Origin of the sequence: Streptomyces sp. KL2 (assembly GCF_046529545.1) — a bacterium.
GTDB classification, from domain to species: Bacteria; Actinomycetota; Actinomycetes; order Streptomycetales; family Streptomycetaceae; genus Streptomyces; species Streptomyces radiopugnans.
This window is the reverse complement of sequence record NZ_CP127170.1, coordinates 1202301-1220435: the sequence shown is the minus strand read 5'-3', so window position 1 is coordinate 1220435 and position 18135 is coordinate 1202301. Positions and strand designations below refer to the sequence as shown.

The 18135-nt window shown below is 70.8% G+C and carries 12 protein-coding genes; 10 read left to right on the top strand and 2 right to left on the bottom strand.

The genetic code is table 11. The annotated features are described in order from the left end of the window. Window positions 1-17: 17 nt before the first annotated feature. The gene (locus QPK52_RS05550; RefSeq protein ID WP_410535906.1) at window positions 18-1547 is read right to left on the bottom strand and encodes a helix-turn-helix domain-containing protein; all 1530 of its coding nucleotides are present in this window, start codon (window positions 1545-1547) and stop codon (window positions 18-20) included. 343 nt (window positions 1548-1890) lie between these two features. Here QPK52_RS05550 and QPK52_RS05545 point away from each other — a divergent pair, with 343 nt between their 5' ends. The 10 genes from QPK52_RS05545 to QPK52_RS05500 all read left to right on the top strand — a co-directional run bounded on the left by QPK52_RS05545 (window position 1891) and on the right by QPK52_RS05500 (window position 17602). After that, on the top strand, window positions 1891-4746 hold the full coding sequence (locus tag QPK52_RS05545) for an aconitate hydratase (protein WP_410535905.1): 2856 nt from the start codon (window positions 1891-1893) through the stop codon (window positions 4744-4746). A 402-nt stretch (window positions 4747-5148) separates the two neighbouring features. Beyond that, on the top strand, window positions 5149-6567 hold the full coding sequence (gene ngcE / locus QPK52_RS05540) for an N-acetylglucosamine/diacetylchitobiose ABC transporter substrate-binding protein (protein WP_410535904.1): 1419 nt from the start codon (window positions 5149-5151) through the stop codon (window positions 6565-6567). Window positions 6568-6650: 83 nt separating this feature from the next. Next, window positions 6651-7676, top strand: a complete 1026-nt coding sequence (locus QPK52_RS05535) for a carbohydrate ABC transporter permease (RefSeq protein WP_410535903.1) — start codon at window positions 6651-6653, stop codon at window positions 7674-7676. 22 nt (window positions 7677-7698) lie between these two features. Beyond that, window positions 7699-8667 (top strand): carbohydrate ABC transporter permease, encoded by a 969-nt coding sequence (locus tag QPK52_RS05530; protein ID WP_410535902.1) that lies wholly within the window; start codon window positions 7699-7701, stop codon window positions 8665-8667. Between the two features lie 298 nt (window positions 8668-8965). After that, window positions 8966-10186 carry an ROK family transcriptional regulator gene (locus QPK52_RS05525; RefSeq protein WP_093660234.1) on the top strand — a complete coding sequence of 407 codons (1221 nt, stop codon included), beginning with the start codon at window positions 8966-8968 and terminating at the stop codon, window positions 10184-10186. Window positions 10187-10433: 247 nt separating this feature from the next. Then, the gene (locus tag QPK52_RS05520) at window positions 10434-11540 is read left to right on the top strand and encodes a sugar ABC transporter substrate-binding protein (RefSeq protein WP_410535901.1); all 1107 of its coding nucleotides are present in this window, start codon (window positions 10434-10436) and stop codon (window positions 11538-11540) included. A gap of 95 nt (window positions 11541-11635) precedes the next feature. Next, window positions 11636-12424, top strand: a complete 789-nt coding sequence (locus QPK52_RS05515; RefSeq protein ID WP_177214031.1) for an ATP-binding cassette domain-containing protein — start codon at window positions 11636-11638, stop codon at window positions 12422-12424. Then, the gene (locus QPK52_RS05510; protein ID WP_410535900.1) at window positions 12421-13737 is read left to right on the top strand and encodes a sugar ABC transporter permease; all 1317 of its coding nucleotides are present in this window, start codon (window positions 12421-12423) and stop codon (window positions 13735-13737) included. The genes QPK52_RS05515 and QPK52_RS05510 overlap by 4 nt, the downstream gene beginning before the upstream one ends. Before the next feature lie 254 nt (window positions 13738-13991). After that, a complete protein-coding gene (gene dxs / locus QPK52_RS05505; protein ID WP_410535899.1) occupies window positions 13992-15932 on the top strand; it encodes a 1-deoxy-D-xylulose-5-phosphate synthase in 1941 nt (646 codons plus the stop codon). Window positions 15933-16018: 86 nt separating this feature from the next. Further along, window positions 16019-17602, top strand: coding sequence for an ArnT family glycosyltransferase (locus QPK52_RS05500; protein ID WP_410535898.1), 1584 nt, complete (start codon window positions 16019-16021; stop codon window positions 17600-17602). Window positions 17603-17615: 13 nt separating this feature from the next. On the opposite strand, the gene QPK52_RS05495 is transcribed toward QPK52_RS05500, so the two are convergent. Then, window positions 17616-18044, bottom strand: a complete 429-nt coding sequence (locus tag QPK52_RS05495) for an NTP pyrophosphohydrolase (protein WP_410535897.1) — start codon at window positions 18042-18044, stop codon at window positions 17616-17618. Window positions 18045-18135 lie beyond the last annotated feature (91 nt).

Genomic DNA, 18135 nt, shown 5'->3' with positions numbered 1-18135 from the left:
GCGGCGGCACTCGGTCATCAAATGTCGCGGAAGATGTCGATGCGCGCGCCCACCGAGTTCAGCCGCTCGGCCAGGTCCTCGTAGCCGCGGTTGATGACGTAGACGTTGCGCAGCACCGAGGTGCCCTCGGCCGCCATCATCGCCAGCAGCACCACCACTGCCGGGCGCAGCGCGGGCGGGCACATCATCTCGGCCGCGCGCCAGCGGGTGGGGCCCTCGACCAGGACGCGGTGGGGGTCCAGGAGCTGGAGGCGTCCGCCGAGCCGGTTGAGGTCGGTCAGGTAGATGGCGCGGTTGTCGTAGACCCAGTCGTGGATGAGGGTCTTGCCCTGGGCGCTGGCGGCGATGGCCGCGAAGAAGGGCACGTTGTCGATGTTGATGCCGGGGAACGGCATCGGGTGGATCTTGTCGATCGGCGCCTCCAGTTTGGAGGGCCGCACGGTGAGGTCGACCAGGCGGGTGCGGCCGTTGTCGGCGCGGTACTCCGCGCCGCGGTCGTGGTCCAGCCCCATCTCCTCCAGCACGGCCAGCTCGATCTCCAGGAACTCGATCGGCACCCGCCGCACCGTCAGCTCAGACTCGGTGACCACGGCCGCGGCCAGCAGGCTCATCGCCTCCACCGGGTCCTCGGAGGGGGAGTAGTCCACGGAGCGGTCGATGTGGGGGACGCCGTGGACGGTCAGCGTGGTGGTGCCCACCCCCTCCACCCGCACTCCCAGCTCCTCCAGGAAGAAGCACAGGTCCTGGACCATGTAGTTGGAGGAGGCGTTGCGGATGACGGTGGTGCCGTCGTGCCGGGCGGCGGCCAGCAGGGCGTTCTCGGTGACGGTGTCCCCGCGCTCGGTCAGCACGATCGGGCGGGTGGGGCGGACGGAGCGGTCCACCACCGAGTGGTAGGTGCCCTCGGTGGCGGTGACCTCCAGGCCGAAGTGCCGCAGTGCGCTCATGTGCGGCTGCACGGTGCGGGTGCCCAGGTCGCAGCCGCCCGCGTAGGGGATGCGGAAGTGGTCCATCCGGTGCAGCAGGGGGCCGAGGAACATGATGATGCTGCGGGTGCGGCGGGCGGCGTCGGCGTCGATGCCCTCCAGGTCCAGCTCGGCGGGCGGGACGATCTCCAGGTCGGCGCCGTCGTTGATCCAGCGGGTGCGCACCCCGATGGAGCCGAGCACCTCCAGGATCCGGTAGACCTCCTCGATCCGGGCGACCCGGCGCAGCACGGTGCGGCCGGAGTTCAGCAGGGAGGCGCACAGCAGGGCGACGCAGGCGTTCTTGCTGGTCTTGACGTCGATGGCGCCGGACAGACGACGGCCTCCGACGACCCGCAGATGCATCGGACCGGAGTAGCCCAGTGAGACGATCTCACTGTCCAGGGCTTCACCGATACGGGCGATCATCTCAAGACTGATGTTTTGGTTGCCGCGCTCGATGCGGTTGACCGCGCTCTGGCTGGTGGCCAGGGCCTCCGCCAGCTGGGCCTGGGTCCAGCCTCGGTGCTGGCGGGCGTCGCGGATGAGCTTGCCGATGCGCATGAGGTAGTCGTCGGTCATGGGGGTGATGTTATCTCAGATATGAGATGTCAACATCTGGGGCTTGGGTGTCTTCCTGTTTTCTTCGTACTTTCACTCGTTTATCGGGCATGCGCCGGTCCGCTCCATGGCCGACTCGTGCCCGTGCCGACGCTTGGGGCCGCTTGCACGGGTACCCGGAGCGGGGCGGGGCATGACCGTGGAGCCGCCATGTACTAGAGTTATCTCGACATCGAGATATCTACCGAGAGACGTACCGCCGCCGCGTCCGCCGAGGCTTCGCCGGGCGACCCCCGACTTAGGTGAGCCTGAGCGAAGCGGTCGGGGCCCGGGGCGGCAGGATCGCGGTGGTACGCGCGAACCCATGCACTTGAAGGAGACTGTCGTGTCGGCGAACAGCTTCGACGCCCGCAGCACGCTGCAGGTGGGCGACGAGTCGTACGAGATCTTCCGGCTGGACAAGGTCGAGGGCTCCGCCCGGCTGCCGTACAGCCTGAAGGTTCTCCTGGAGAACCTCCTCCGCACCGAGGACGGCGCGAACATCACCGCCGACCACATCCGGGCCCTGGGCGGCTGGGACTCCCAGGCCCAGCCCAGCCAGGAGATCCAGTTCACGCCGGCCCGCGTGATCATGCAGGACTTCACCGGTGTGCCCTGCGTGGTGGACCTCGCCACCATGCGCGAGGCCGTCAAGGAGCTCGGCGGCGACCCGTCGAAGATCAACCCGCTCGCCCCGGCCGAGCTGGTCATCGACCACTCCGTCATCGCCGACAAGTTCGGCACCCCGGACTCCTTCGCGCAGAACGTGGAGCTGGAGTACGGCCGCAACCGCGAGCGCTACCAGTTCCTGCGCTGGGGCCAGACCGCCTTCGACGAGTTCAAGGTCGTACCCCCCGGCACCGGCATCGTCCACCAGGTGAACATCGAGCACCTGGCCCGCACCGTCATGGTGCGGAACGGCCAGGCCTACCCCGACACCCTGGTCGGCACCGACTCGCACACCACCATGGTCAACGGCCTCGGCGTGCTGGGCTGGGGCGTCGGCGGCATCGAGGCCGAGGCCGCGATGCTGGGCCAGCCGGTCTCCATGCTCATCCCGCGTGTGGTCGGCTTCAAGCTGACCGGCGAGCTGCCCACCGGCACCACCGCCACCGACCTGGTGCTGACCATCACCGAGATGCTCCGCAAGCACGGCGTGGTCGGCAAGTTCGTGGAGTTCTACGGCGAGGGCGTGGCCGCCACCTCGCTGGCCAACCGCGCCACCATCGGCAACATGTCGCCGGAGTTCGGCTCCACCGCCGCGATCTTCCCCATCGACGGCGAGACCCTGAACTACCTGCGCCTGACCGGCCGTTCCGAGCAGCAGATCGCGCTGGTCGAGGCGTACGCCAAGGAGCAGGGCCTGTGGCTGGACCCGGCCGCCGAGCCGGACTTCTCCGAGAAGCTGGAGCTCGACCTCTCCACCGTCGTGCCCTCCATCGCCGGCCCCAAGCGCCCGCAGGACCGCATCGTCCTGGCCGAGGCCGCCCAGCAGTTCAGGAAGGACGTCCGCAACTACGTCTCCGCCGGCGTCACCGGCGGCGACGACCGCAAGCCGGGCGTCCCCCAGCAGGAGCGGCCCGCGGGCGTGGCCTCCCCGGTGGACGAGGCCAGCGCCGAGTCCTTCCCGGCCTCCGACGCCCCGGCCTACGGACACCAGGAGAACGGGGCCGGCGCCCCGCAGCACGCCGACGGCCCGGCCGACGACGTGCCCTCCAACCCGGTCACCGTCACCGCCCCCGACGGCACGACCTACGAGCTGGACCACGGCGCCGTCACCGTCGCCGCGATCACCTCCTGCACCAACACCTCCAACCCGTACGTCATGGTCGCCGCCGCCCTGGTGGCCAAGAAGGCCGTGGAGAAGGGCCTGACCCGCAAGCCGTGGGTCAAGACCACCCTTGCCCCGGGCTCCAAGGTCGTCATGGACTACTACGACCGCGCCGGCCTCACCCCGTACCTGGACAAGCTGGGCTTCAACCTCGTCGGCTACGGCTGCACCACCTGCATCGGCAACTCCGGTCCGCTGCCGGAGGAGGTCTCCAAGGCCGTCAACGACAACGACCTGGCCGTGACCTCGGTGCTCTCGGGCAACCGCAACTTCGAGGGCCGCATCAACCCCGACGTCAAGATGAACTACCTGGCGTCCCCGCCGCTGGTCGTCGCGTACGCCATCGCGGGCTCGATGAAGACCGACATCACCCGCGAGCCGCTGGGCACCGACAAGGACGGCAACCCGGTCTTCCTGAAGGACGTGTGGCCCTCCGAGCAGGAGGTCAACGACGTCGTCGCCTCCGCCATCGGCGAGGACATGTTCGCCACCTCCTACCAGGACGTCTTCGCGGGCGACGCCCAGTGGCAGGCGCTGCCGGTCCCCACCGGCGACACCTTCGAGTGGGACCCGCAGTCCACCTACGTCCGCAAGCCCCCGTACTTCGAGGGCATGGGCATGGACCCGGAGCCGGTGCAGGACATCTCCGGCGCCCGCGTCCTGGCCAAGCTGGGCGACTCGGTCACCACCGACCACATCTCCCCGGCCGGCGCCATCAAGGCCGACACCCCGGCCGGCAAGTACCTCACCGAGCACGGCGTGGAGCGCCGCGACTTCAACAGCTACGGCTCGCGCCGCGGCAACCACGAGGTCATGATCCGCGGCACCTTCGCCAACATCCGCCTGCGCAACCAGATCGCGCCGGGCACCGAGGGCGGCTACACCCGCGACTTCACGCAGGAGGGCGGGCCGGTCTCCTTCATCTACGACGCCTCCCAGAACTACCAGGCCGCCGGCATCCCGCTGGTCGTCCTGGCGGGCAAGGAGTACGGTTCGGGCTCCTCGCGCGACTGGGCGGCCAAGGGAACCGCGCTGCTGGGCGTCAAGGCCGTCATCGCCGAGAGCTACGAGCGCATCCACCGCTCGAACCTGATCGGCATGGGCGTGCTGCCGCTGCAGTTCCCCGAGGGCGCCTCGGCCGAGTCGCTGGGCCTGACGGGCGAGGAGACCTTCTCCATCAGCGGCATCACCGCGCTCAACGAGGGCGGCATCCCGAGCACGGTGAAGGTGACCACCGACACCGGCGTGGAGTTCGACGCCACGGTGCGCATCGACACCCCCGGCGAGGCGGACTACTACCGCAACGGCGGCATCATGCAGTACGTGCTGCGCTCGCTGATCCGCAAGTGATCCGCAAGGTGACCCGCGAGTGAGAGGCCGCTGCCCGCCACCCGGGTGACCGGGCGGCGGGCAGCGTTCAAGCGGTGACGGCGGGGCCGTACCTCCCATGGTGGGAGGTGCGGCCCCGCCGCGTTTCCCGGAGGTCTCAACTCGGGAAAGACTGGCACCCGAACGCGCACCGATCTTGCCCACCGGAAGGAAAGTGGACTATACCTGTCGGCGTCCGAGCGGTCATATGAGAAGACGAAGGCCGGAGGGTCGTGGCACCGGGGGAGGGCGGGCATCGGCGAGACCCGGCGCAGCTCCGCACGACCCGGCGTTACATCCCGCACAACTCAGCTTCAACTCACAAGCGGTGTCCGAGGTTCCGGCACACCGCCTGAGTCCTTTACAGAAGGCGAGGACTTGAGCATGGGATCCACCGATGTCAACCGTCGTGATCTGATCAAGCGGGCCACCGCGGCCGGCCTGATCGCCGTCCCCGCCATGAGCGCGCTCTCCGCCTGCGCCAGCAGCGACAGCGGGAGCGACACCGAGGTCGCCAAGGGCCAGAAGACCAAGGACAACCCGCTGGGCGTCAACAAGGACGCCGGCCTGGACTTCGTCATCTTCGACGGCGGCTTCGGCACCCAGTACGGCAAGGACGCCGCCGAGATCTACGAGAAGAGCTACGGCAAGGTCAAGCTGACCGCCACCCAGAAGATCCGCTCGGTCCTCCAGCCCAGAATGGTCGGCGGCAACCCGCCCGACCTCATCGACAACTCCGGCGCCGAGCAGATGGACGCGGCCACCCTGATCGCCAAGGACCAGCTCGCCGAGCTGAGCCCCCTGCTGGACGCCCCCTCCGTCGACGACCCGGACACCAAGGTCCGCGACACCCTCCTGCCGGGCACCATCGAGATGGGCCAGTACGGCGACGAGAAGGTCTGGCGCCTGAACTACGCCTACACCGTCTACGGCCAGTGGTACTCCAAGAAGCTGCTGGCCGACAACGACTGGGAGTACCCCAAGACCTGGGACGAGATGCTGGCCCTGTGCGCCAAGGCCAAGAAGAAGGGCATCGCGGGCTGGACGTACGCCGGCCAGCACCCGTACTACATCCCCTTCACCCTCTACCCGTTCATCGGGAAGATCGGCGGCAGGGAGGTCCTGGACGCCATCGACAACCTGGAGCCGAACGCCTGGAAGCACGGCGCGGTCAAGAGCGCGTTCGAGGCCTACCACGAGCTGTCCGCCAAGGGCTACATCCTGCGGGGAACCCCCGGCCTGGACCACATCCAGTCCCAGACCCAGTGGACCAAGGGCAAGTGCATCTTCATCCCCAACGGCTCCTGGGTGGAGAACGAGGCCGCCGACACCACGCCCGCCGACTTCGACATGGCCTGCGGGGCGGTCACCGGCCTGGACGACTCCGACAAGATGCCCTTCGGCACCCTGTGGGCGCAGGCCGGCGAGCCGTTCATCGTGCCCGCGCAGGCCAAGAACCCGGCCGGCGGCATGGAACTGCTGCGGATCATGCTGAGCAAGGAGTCGGCGCAGAACTTCTCCCGGCTGGTGAAGTCGCTGACCTGTGTGGCCGGCGCCACCGACGGCATGGAGATGTCCCCCGGTCTGGCCTCCTCCAGCCAGGCGCTCAAGGACGCCGGGGACAACGTGGTCAACCCGCGCATCTTCGACTGGTACCAGACCCTCCACAAGGAGCAGATCGGCTCGGTGCTCGCCGAGCTGCTGGCCGGCCGGATGAAGCCGGCCGAGGCCATGAACAAGTGCCAGGAGTACGCCGACCGGACGGCCAAGGACGACTCCGTCAGGAAGTACAAGCACGCGTGAGCCGGGCCCGCTGAGGGTCGGCTCCCGGCAGGCCCCGGGAGCAGCCGGAACAACCGGAACACGGAGATTGGGACGAGGGCGGCATGGCCAGTGACAGCCCGGCGGTTGCCGAGGCCACCAAGGAAGCGGAGCCCCCGCCGGGAGGGCCCGGCGGGGGCCGGGGCGAGCGGCGCGTCTCCCCCCACCACCGGACCTATCTGAAGTACCGGTTCGTCGCGGGCTTCCTCGCGGTGCCCCTGGTGCTCTACGGCGTCCTGGTCGTGTCGCCCTTCTTCCAGACGTTCTACTACTCGCTGACCGACTGGACGGGCCTCAGCAGCGACTTCGCCTTCGTCGGGCTGGACAACTTCGGCCGGCTGATGGAGGACGAGATCTTCCGCAAGGCGCTGTGGCACAACGTCCTGCTGCTGCTGGTCCTGCCCGTCATCACCCTCGGCCTGGGCCTGTTCTTCGCCTTCATGCTCAACGTCGGCGGCCGGCACCGGCGGGGCGAGGCGGTGGCGGGGGTGCGCGGCTCGCGCTTCTACAAGATCGTCTACTTCTTCCCGCAGGCGCTGTCGATCGCGATCGTCGTGGTGCTGTGGAAGTACATCTTCAACCCCGCCGGCGGCCTGCTCAACGGCATACTGTCGGCCGTCGGCCTGGGGGAGTGGCAGCAGAGCTGGCTCGGCGACCCCCGGCTGGCCTTCTGGTGCGTCGTGGTCGTGATGGTGTGGGCGAACGTCGGCTTCTACGTGGTGCTCTTCTCCGCGGCCATGGGCTCCATCCCCCGCGAGATCTACGAGGCGACGCTGCTGGACGGCGCCGGCCGGACGACCACGTTCTTCCGCGTCACCCTGCCGCTGATGCGCGACACCGTGCAGACCGGCTGGGTGTACATGGGCATCATGGCGCTCGACGCCTTCGCCGTGGTGCACATCCTGACGGTGAACGCGGGCGGCCCCGCCTACTCGACCATCGTCGCGCCGGTCTACCTGTACAACAAGGCGTTCCAGGACGGACAGGCCGGCTACGCGACCGCCGTCGCCGTGGCCCTGCTGATCGTCACCATGGTCTTCTCCGTGGCGGCGATGGCGTTCGGGCGGAGCAAGGACCGGATCGAGTTCTGACAGGCCAGCGGGAGAACCAGCCATGACCACTGCCGAACCGTCGCCGTCCCTGAGGCCGGGGGACCCCGAGGAGACCGCCGTGGCCCTCACCAAGGGCACAGCCGGCCCGCAGCGGCCCGCGAACCCGCCCGGCACGGGCGCCGGGCGGGCCGGGGACGGCACGGAGGGGCGCACCCTCAACGCCTTCTCGCACGCCTTCCTGGTCCTGTGGGCCGTGATGGCCGCCGGGCCCCTGCTGTGGGCGGTGATGAACTCCTTCAAGTCCTCCGGCGCCATCCTGGAGGACCCCTGGTCGCTGCCGAAGAGCCTGCACTGGGACAACTGGTCCTTCGCCTGGAACGAGGCGAACATCGGCCAGTACACGATCAACTCGGTGATCGTGGTGGGCGGCTCGGTGGTCGGCACCATGCTGCTGGGCTCGATGGTGGCCTACGTCCTGGCCCGCTACGACTTCCCCGGCAACCGGCTGGTCTACTTCCTGTTCGTCGGCGGCATGGCCTTCCCGATCATCGTCGCCCTGGTGCCGCTGTTCTTCGTGATGAAGAACTTCGCGCTGCTGGACACCTACCACGGCCTGATCCTGGTCTACATCGCCTACTCGCTGCCGTTCACCGTCTTCTTCATGTCGGCCTTCTTCCGCACCCTCCCCTCCTCGATCGCGGAGGCGGCGGAGATCGACGGCGCCTCGCACAGCCGGATCTTCTTCCAGGTCATGCTGCCGATGGCCAAGCCCGGCCTGATAAGCGTGGGGATCTTCAACTTCCTGGGGCAGTGGAACCAGTACCTGATCCCCCAGGTGGTGCACGTCGGCGACGCCGACAAGTACGTGCTCACCCAGGGCCTGGCCAACCTGGCGGCCCAGACCGGCTACCGCGGCAACTGGGGCGGGCTCTTCGCCGGCCTGACCCTGGCCGTGCTGCCCATCCTCGTCGTCTACGTCGTCTTCCAGCGCCAGGTGCAGGCGGGACTGACCGCGGGCGCGCTGAAGTAGGCGCCCGCCCGCCACTGCCGGCCCCGCCGTCCTCTTGAGGCGGCCACCGCATCCCGGTGGCCGCCTCCTCGCCTCCCCCACCCCTCTCCCGCCCCTCCTCGCGTCTCCTTGCGCCGAGGGCGTCACCGTCCGTGCGCAGGTAACATCCGAGCGCCCACCCCGCTCAAGGTCTTGACGGGAGATAACGCTTCAGGCTGTGCTTATGGTTCACGTATTGGAGACAAGCCGCACCTCGTCGGCGTGGTGCGGCCGACGGGCAGGTCGTCGAGCCGCCCGTCGAGGCGGGAGTGGATGAGTCGTGGAGACTCCGGGGTCGCAGTCCTCTCTGCACCGGGCCAATCTGGAGCGGGTGGTACGGGCCGTGCGCATCGCGGGCTCGCTCACCCAGGCGGAGATCGCGCGGACCACGGGGCTGTCGGCCGCGACGGTCTCCAACATCGTCCGGGAGCTGAAGGACAACGGCACGGTCGAGGTCACCCCGACCTCCGCCGGAGGGCGCCGGGCCCGCAGCGTCTCGCTGTCGGGGGACGCGGGCATCGTCGTCGGCGTCGACTTCGGCCACTCCCACCTGCGCGTGGCCGTCGGCAACCTGGCCCACCAGGTGCTCGCCGAGGAGTCCGAGCCGATCGACGTGGACGCCTCCGCATCCCAGGGCTTCGACCGGGCCGAGCGGCTGGTGGAGCGGCTGATCGAGGTGACCGGCTTCTGCCGGGAGAAGGTCATCGGGCTGGGCCTGGGCGTCCCCGGCCCGATCGACGTCGAGACCGGAGTACTGGGCTCCAGCACCATCCTGCCGGGCTGGGCCGGGACCAACCCGCGCGAGGAGCTGGCCTCCCGCCTCGGTGTGGAGGTCCACGTCGACAACGACGCCAACCTCGGTGCGCTGGGCGAGCTGGTGTGGGGCAGCGGGCGCGGCGCGCGGGACCTGGCGTACATCAAGGTCGCCAGCGGTGTGGGCGCGGGCCTGGTGATCGACGGTCAGATCTACCGGGGCCCGGGCGGCACCGCGGGTGAGATCGGCCACATCACGCTGGACGAGTCCGGCCCGGTGTGCCGGTGCGGGAACCGGGGCTGCCTGGAGACGTTCACCGCGGCCCGCTACGTCCTGCCGCTGCTGCACTCCAGCCACGGGCCCGACCTGACCATGCCCGAGATGGTCAGGCTCGCCCGGTCCGGGGACCTCGGCTGCCGCCGGGTGGTGGCCGACATCGGGCGGCACGTGGGCAGCGGCGTCGCCAACCTGTGCAACCTGCTCAACCCCAGCCGCGTCGTGCTCGGCGGTGATCTGGCCGAGGCCGGCGAGCTGGTGCTCGGCCCGATCCGCGACTCGGTCTCCCGGTACGCCATCCCCAGCGCGGCCCGGCAGCTGACGGTGGTGCCCGGCGCCCTGGGCGGCCGTGCGGAGGTGCTGGGCGCGCTGGCGCTGGTGCTGAGCGAGATGGGCGACTCTACGCTGCTGGACGGTTCGCTGAACGGCGCCGGGCGCGTGCCGGCCGTCGCGGCGTCCGCCGGGGCCTGAGCCGATTCCGGGTCGGGGGACGCGGAAAACAAACGAAGAGAAGGACGGGACGGATGGAGGCCGGATGCGCCGCCGTACCCGTGTCATGAGGGCGAGAGCGCTCTCGTTGCCACTCTGCGTTCACTTTGTTCACGCATGGCATCGTTGCTGTCTCGTTAAGAATTTACTTCTTGACGGCAGGTGTTACTACGAGTTGACTTCCTGCCACCTCGGCCGCAGTGACGCGGCCTCGTCAGGGAGGTTCTGGATGAACACGCAACTGCGCCGTGCCGCCGTGGCCGTGGCCGCCACCGCCATGGCCGTCTCGCTCGCCGCCTGCGGCAGTGCCAAGGAAGCCGGAGGCAACGGCTCGGGCGGCGACGACAAGAAGAAGGACGGCCCGCTGACCATCGGCCTGCTGCTGCCGGAGGACCAGACGGCCCGCTACGAGAACTTCGACAAGCCCCTCATCGAGAAGAGGATCAAGGAGCTCTGCTCCGACTGCGAGGTCAGCTACGTCAACGCCAAGGAGGACGCGTCGACGCAGCAGCAGCAGATGAACTCGATGATCACCAAGAAGGTGGACGCGATCATCCTGGACGCGGTGGACGCCAAGTCCATCGCCGGCTCGGTCACCAAGGCGGACGAGGCCGGCATCCCGGTCGTCGCCTACGACCGCCTCGCCGAGGGCCCGATCTCCGCCTACACCTCCTTCGACAACGAGCAGGTCGGCAAGGTCCAGGGCACCGCGCTGCTGGAGGAGCTCGGCGACAAGGCCGAGGACGGCCAGATCGTCATGATGAACGGGTCGCCGACCGACCCCAACGCGGCCATGTTCAAGAAGGGCGCCAAGTCCGTCCTCGACGGCAAGGTCAAGGTGGGCAAGTCCTACGACACCACCGGCTGGAAGCCCGAAGAGGCCAACAAGAACATGAGCGGCGCCATCGCCTCCCTGGGCAAGGGGAACATCGTCGGCGTCTACTCCGCCAACGACGGCATGGCCGGCGGCATCATCACCGCCCTCAAGAGCGCCGGCGTCGACCCGCTGCCGCCGGTCACCGGCCAGGACGCCGAGCTGGCGGGCGTCCAGCGCATCGTCTCCGGCGACCAGTTCATGACGGTCTACAAGCCCTTCCAGCCCGAGGCCTACGCCGCCGCCGAGATGGCCGTCGCCCTGGCCCGCGGTGAGGAGCCGGAGACCGAGACCACCGTCGACAGCGCGACCACCAAGGACGTTCCCGCGACCCTGATCGAGCCGATCGCGGTGACCGTCGAGAACCTGAAGGACACCGTGGTCAAGGACGGCCTCTACTCGGTGGAGGAGATCTGCACGGCCAAGTACGCCAAGGCGTGCGAGAAGGCCGGCCTGAAGTAACGGTCCGGCAGTCCGCCGGCCCACCGGTGCCCGCGCCCCCTCGACCCCGCCGGGCGCGGGCACCGGACGGTCCCCACCCCGTCCCGTCCTAGGAGTTGGTTCACGTGTCCGCTACGCCTGTACTGGCGTTGCGCGGAATCTCCAAGCGCTTCGGTGCCGTTCAGGCGCTCACCGACGTCGATCTGGAGGTCCACGCCGGCGAGGTGGTCGCCCTGGTGGGCGACAACGGCGCCGGAAAGTCCACCCTCGTGAAGACGATCGCCGGCGTCGGCCCCGCCGACGAGGGCGTCTTCGAGTGGCAAGGCAGAGCCGTCGAGGTCAACCGGCCGCACGACGCCCAGGAGCTGGGCGTCGCGACCGTCTACCAGGACCTCGCGCTCTGCGACAACCTCGACGTGGTCGGCAATCTGTTCCTCGGGCGCGAGATCCTGCGCTCCGGCGTCCTCGACGAGATCGAGATGGAGCGCCGCGCCCGGGAACTGCTCGACACCCTGTCGATCCGCATCCCCAGCGTCCGCATCCCCGTCGCCTCCCTCTCCGGCGGACAGCGGCAGGTCGTCGCGATCGCCCGCTCGATGCTGGGCGAGCCCAAGCTCGTCATCCTCGACGAGCCCACCGCGGCCCTCGGCGTCGAGCAGACGGCCCAGGTCCTCGACCTGGTCGAGAGGCTGCGCGAACGCGGCCTGGCCGTCATCCTCATCAGCCACAACATGGCGGACGTCAAGGCGGTCGCCGACAAGGTGGCGGTGCTCCGGCTCGGCCGCAACAACGGCGTCTTCGACGTCGCCAGCACATCCCAGGAAGAGATCATCTCCGCCATCACCGGCGCCACGGAGAACGCCGTGACCCGCCGCAAGGCGCGTACCGCGGGGAGCCGACCGTGAGTGAAACCAAGCTTTCCAAGAACTCCGAGAACTCCGAGGACGCCAGGAACACAGCCCCGGCCTCCGGCAACGGCGCGGCCGCCGCGGGCGCCACGCCCGCCGTCGACCCGCGGCTGCTCGTGCGCGAGGAGGGCCTGGCGGGCTACTGGACCGACTTCAAGCGCAAGATGCGCACCGGCGAACTGGGCTCCGTCCCGGTCGTCGTCGGCCTGATCCTCATCTGGGCGATCTTCCAGATGCAGGACTCGGCCTTCCTGTCCGCCGAGAACCTCTCCAACCTGTCGGTCTACATCGTCGGCACCGGCCTGATATCGGTCGGCATCGTCTTCGTGCTGCTGCTGGGCGAGATCGACCTGTCGGTCGGCTCGGTCAGCGGCCTGGCCTCCGCCGTCTTCGCCGTGCTCGCGGTGAACAACGGGGTGAACGAGTGGCTGGCGGTCGTCCTGGCGCTGCTCACCGGCGCGATGGTCGGAGCCTTCCACGGCTACTTCTTCGCGAAGATCGGCGTCCCCGCCTTCGTCGTCACCCTGGCGGGCCTGCTCGCCTGGAACGGCCTGATGCTGCGGGTGCTCGGCACCGACGGCACCATCAACCTGGACCGCGACGGCCTGGTCGGCACCCTCTCCAACCACTACTTCACCGACATCGCGGTCGCCTACGGCACTGCGGCGGTCGCGGTCGGCGTCTTCTTCGCCGTCCAGTTCCTCGGCGCCCGGCGCCGCACCGCGGCCGGCATCCCCGCCCGCCCGGTGAGCGAGATCGCCGTGCGCACCGCGGTGCTGGCGCTGCTGGCCTTCGGCGCCGCCCACATGCTCAACCAGTACCGGGGCATGCCGCTGGCGCTGCTGATCTTCCTGGTCGTGCTGGTGGCGCTGGACTTCGTCCTCAAGCGCACCTCCTACGGCCGCAAGGTCTTCGCGCTCGGCGGCAACACCGAGGCGGCGCGCCGCGCCGGCATCAACGTCGAGCTGGTGCGCATCTCGGTCTTCTCCATCGCGGGCACCATGGCCGCCTTCGGCGGACTGATGATCGCCTCCCGCATCCTGGCCGCCAACCAGGGCGCGGGCAGCGGCAACCTGCTGATGGAGGCCATCGCCGCGGCGGTCATCGGAGGCACCAGCCTCTTCGGCGGACGCGGCTCGGTGTGGTCGGCGCTGCTGGGCATGCTGGTGATCGGCTCGATCGCCAACGGCATGGCGCTGCTGGGCATCGCCGCCGCCGTCCAGTACATGATCACGGGCGCGGTGCTGCTGGCCGCGGTCGTCATCGACTCGGTCTCCCGGCGCACCCAGCGCTCGGCGGGCCGGAGCTGACCGCACGCCCGCCCTCCCGCTCCGCCCGGTGCCGGGCCCCCGCTCCGGGGGCCCGGCACCGGGCGTACGCGCCCCGGTCCCGCGAGGGCCCGGGGCGCCCCGGGCATCCCCGCACCTCCCCGTGCCGCACCGCGACACGCCGCGACACACCCGGACGGCGGCAACGCGGTGGCCGTCGCACGGCCGGAGGATCGGAACATTAGACTCATCGGATCGGCACAAGCCCGTACGGCTCGACCAGCAAGGAGGCACGGGTGGCTCTGCTGACCCGCATCACGGGACCGCGCGATCTCGACCGGCTCACCCCCGAAGAGCTCGACCAGCTCGCCCGGGAGATCCGGACCTTCCTCGTCGAGGCGGTCTCGAAGACCGGCGGTCACCTCGGGCCCAACCTGGGCGTGGTCGAGCTGACCATCGCCCTGCACCGGGTCTTCGAGTCGCCCAGGGACAGAATCCTCTTCGACACCGGACACCAGAGCTACGTCCACAAGCTGCTCACCGGGCGGCAGGACTTCTCCAGGCTGCGGGCCAGGGGCGGCATCTCCGGCTACCCCTCGCGGGCCGAGTCCGAGCACGACGTCATCGAGAACTCCCACGCCTCCACCGTGCTGGGCTGGGCCGACGGACTGGCCAAGGCCAACCAGGTGCTGGGCCGCGAGGGCCACCACGTGGCCGCGGTCATCGGCGACGGCGCGCTCACCGGCGGCATGGCCTGGGAGGCGCTCAACAACATCGCCGCCGCCAAGGACCGCCCCCTGGTGATCGTCGTCAACGACAACGAGCGCTCCTACGCGCCCACCATCGGCGGCCTGGCCAACCACCTGGCCACCCTGCGCACCACCGACGGCTACGAGCGCTTCCTCGCCCGCAGCAAGGAGCTGCTCAACCGCACCCCGGTCGTCGGCAGGCCGCTGTACGAGACCCTGCACGGCGCCAAGAAGGGCATCAAGGACGTCATCGCCCCGCAGGGCATGTTCGAGGACCTGGGCCTGAAGTACCTCGGCCCCATCGACGGCCACGACATAGCGGCCCTGGAGTCCGCCCTGACCCGCGCCAAGCGCTTCGGCGGCCCGGTCATCGTCCACTGCCTGACCGAGAAGGGCCGCGGCTACCAGCCCGCCGTCCAGCACGAGGCCGACCGCTTCCACGCCGTCGGCGTCATCCACCCCGACACCGGGCTGCCGGTGGCCGCCTCCGGCGCCGACTGGACCTCGGTCTTCGGCGACGAGATGGTGAAACTCGGCCGCGAGCGCACGGACGTCGTCGCCATCACCGCCGCGATGCTCCAGCCGGTGGGCCTGCAGAAGTTCGCCGAGACGTTCCCCGACCGCGTCTACGACGTGGGCATCGCCGAGCAGCACGGCGCCGTGTCGGCGGCCGGACTGGCCACCGGCGGACTGCACCCGGTCTTCGCCGTCTACGCCACCTTCCTCAACCGGGCCTTCGACCAGGTGCTGATGGACGTCGCCCTGCACCGGTGCGGCGTGACCTTCGTGCTGGACCGGGCAGGGGTCACCGGCACCGACGGCGCCTCCCACAACGGCATGTGGGACATGTCGATCCTCCAGGTCGTCCCCGGGCTGCGGATCGCCGCCCCGCGCGACGCCGAGCAGCTGCGCGCCCAGCTCCGCGAGGCCGTCGAGGTGAAGGACGCCCCGACGGTGGTGCGCTTCTCCAAGGGCGCCGTCGGCCCGTCCGTACCCGCCGTCTCCACCGTCGGCGGCATGGACGTGCTGCGCGAGGCGCGGACGGAGGAGGGCGAGCGGCCGGACGTGCTGCTGGTCTCGGTCGGCGCGCTGGCCCCGATGTGCCTGGAGGTCGCCGACCTGCTGGACAGGCAGGGCATCTCCGCCACCGTGGTGGACCCGCGCTGGGTCAAGCCGGTCGACGAGGCGCTGCCACCGCTGGCGGACCGCCACCGCGTCGTCGTCACGGTGGAGGACAACAGCCGGGTGGGCGGCGTCGGTTCGGCCGTCGCGCAGGCGCTGCGCGACGCGGGCGTGGACGTGCCGCTGCGCGACTTCGGCATCCCCCCGAAGTTCCTGGACCACGCCTCCCGCGGCGAGGTGCTCGCCGAGATCGGCCTGACCGCGCCGGACATCGCCCGGCAGGTCACCGGCCTGGTGGCCAAGCTCGACGGCCGCTACGGCACCGAGCGTACGGCCGGCCTCGGCACGGAGAGCACCCGCGACTGACCCCGCCCGCGACCGATCCCCGGCCCGCTCCCGCACGGCTCCCGCCGTGCGGGAGCGGGCCGGGCGGATCCGGATAGGTTGAGCCCATGCCGACCGCCCCCGAACCGCCGCGGTCCACGCTGCCCGCGCGGCCCCCGGCCCCGCGGGCGGAGCGGCCGGCGGCCGCGCGCCGTCCCCGGCCGCTGTGGCCCCGGCTGCTGCCCGTGCTGGTGCTGCTGGCCGCGCTCACCCGCCTCCCGTCCTTCCTGCGCCCGCTGTGGAACCCCGACGAGGGCTTCCTCGCCACCCAGGCCCGGATGCTCGCGGACGGCGGAGTGCTCTACGACACCGTCGTGGACCGCAAACCGCCCCTGGTGCCCTGGCTGTACCAGGGCGCCTTCGCCCTCTTCGGCGACGCCTCGCTGTGGCCGGTCAAGGCGGCGGCGGTGGCGGCCGTGGCGGCGACCGCCGCGCTGCTGGCCTCCCTGGCCCGCCGTCGCTGGGGCGAGCGGGCCGCCTGGGCCGCCGGCGTGCTGTTCGTCCTGGCCTCGGTGGGCCTGAACCCCGAGGACGCGCAGGCGGCGAACTTCGAGGTCTTCATGCTGCCGTTCACCGCGGCGGCCTTCTGGTGCGCCGACCGGCGGCGCTGGACGGCCGCGGGCCTCGCGGTCGCCGGCGCCTTCCTGGTCAAGCAGACGGGCGGCGCGGTCCTGCTGCCGGTGCTGTTCCTGCTGTGGCGCTCGGTGCCGTCCGGCGACCCGCGGCGGGCGGCGCTGCTCCGGCTGGGCGCGGGCTGCGTACTGCCGGTGGCGGCGGTGGCCGCGGCCTGCGGCTGGTCCCGCTTCCTGTTCTGGACGGTCACCGGCTCCGGCGCGTACGCCTCCTTCACCGGTTCGGAGCTGCACGTGCTCGGCCGGGGCCTGGGCAACACCGCCATCGCGGCGGCGGGGTCCGCGGGGCTGCTGGTGCCGCTGGCGGCGGCGCTGCGGCGACGCCCGCCGGGACGCCGGCAGGTCCTGACGGCCGACCTGTGGACCTGGCTGGCGGCCTCCGCGGTCGCCGTGGTCTCCGGCTTCCACTTCTTCGGCCACTACTACCTCCAGCTGCTGCCGCCGCTGGCCCTGCTGGGGGCGGGCGCCCTGCATCTGCTGGGCGGCCGGTGGGCGCTCCGGTCCGCGCTGTGCGCGGCGCTGTCGTGCGCGCTGTTCCTGGGCTGGAGCGCGGTCGCCGGCAGCGGGGAGCTGGACCACGCCCGGAAGGTGGCCGACGCCGCCCGGCGGCACGCCGGGCCGCAGGAGAAGGTCCTGCTGTGGGGCATGCACCCGGAGGGCTACTGGCTGGCCGACCGCACCCCGGCCAGCCGCTATCTCACCGCCGGTCTGCTCACCAACTTCAGCGGCGGCCGGGACGGGCACCGGGTGGGCCAGCGGTACGGCGTCGAGGGCGGCTGGCGCACCTTCCACGCGGAGCTGTCCGAGGACCCGCCGAAGGTGATCGTCGACGACTCGCGCGGCAAGCCGTACGCCCCCTCCCGGATGCCGACGCTGCGCTACCTGCTCGCGGCGCACTACGAGCGCGTGGAGCGGGTGGACGGGGCCGTGGTGTACGTGCTGCGACCGGAGCGCGGGGAGAGCAGGGAGACCGGGGAGCGTCAGGAGCGCGGAGGCGGGGGCGCGGCCGGCGCCCGCTGAGCCGCGAGGGGAGTCAGCGCACCGAGCGCGGACCGGCCGCCCGGGCGCCCAGCGCCGCCACCCGCTCGCGCAGCCCGCGGTCGGCGGTGACCACCGTGCAGCGTCTGCCGCGGCCCTCGGCCGCCACCAGCTCGACGATCCGGTCGTCCCCGCTGCCGGGCGCCTCCACCACCCGTACCCCGGGCACGGAGGCCACCCCGCGGGCGGCGCCCTCCACGACGAGCACGATCTCCTCGCCGTCCCCGCCCTCGCCGTCCCCGCCCTCGCCGTCTCTGCCCTCCCCGACCTCGCCCGTTGCGCCGTCCGGGTCCGCCGCCCGTGCCGCGAGCCGGTCCCGCAGCCGCTCGGCGGCGCCGCGCCGGTCCCGCCACCAGCCGTCCGGCACCGAGCCGACCACATTGGCGGCGTCCACGACGAGCAGGGGGCGCAGGCGTTCGGGCATGGCCCAAGGGTGCCACGGCCACCGCCCGGCCACGGCCTGAACACCGCCCGGCCACCGTCCCGGAGCCCTGTCCACGCGCCTGACCCCCGCG

Coding starts and splice junctions, on each gene's coding strand:
- QPK52_RS05550 (WP_410535906.1), bottom strand. CDS start 1,547: ATGACCGACGACTACCTCATGCGCATCGGCAAGCTCATCCGCGACGCC.
- QPK52_RS05545 (WP_410535905.1), top strand. CDS start 1,891: ATGCACTTGAAGGAGACTGTCGTGTCGGCGAACAGCTTCGACGCCCGC.
- ngcE (WP_410535904.1), top strand. CDS start 5,149: ATGGGATCCACCGATGTCAACCGTCGTGATCTGATCAAGCGGGCCACC.
- QPK52_RS05535 (WP_410535903.1), top strand. CDS start 6,651: ATGGCCAGTGACAGCCCGGCGGTTGCCGAGGCCACCAAGGAAGCGGAG.
- QPK52_RS05530 (WP_410535902.1), top strand. CDS start 7,699: ATGACCACTGCCGAACCGTCGCCGTCCCTGAGGCCGGGGGACCCCGAG.
- QPK52_RS05520 (WP_410535901.1), top strand. CDS start 10,434: ATGAACACGCAACTGCGCCGTGCCGCCGTGGCCGTGGCCGCCACCGCC.
- QPK52_RS05500 (WP_410535898.1), top strand. CDS start 16,019: ATGCCGACCGCCCCCGAACCGCCGCGGTCCACGCTGCCCGCGCGGCCC.
- QPK52_RS05495 (WP_410535897.1), bottom strand. CDS start 18,044: ATGCCCGAACGCCTGCGCCCCCTGCTCGTCGTGGACGCCGCCAATGTG.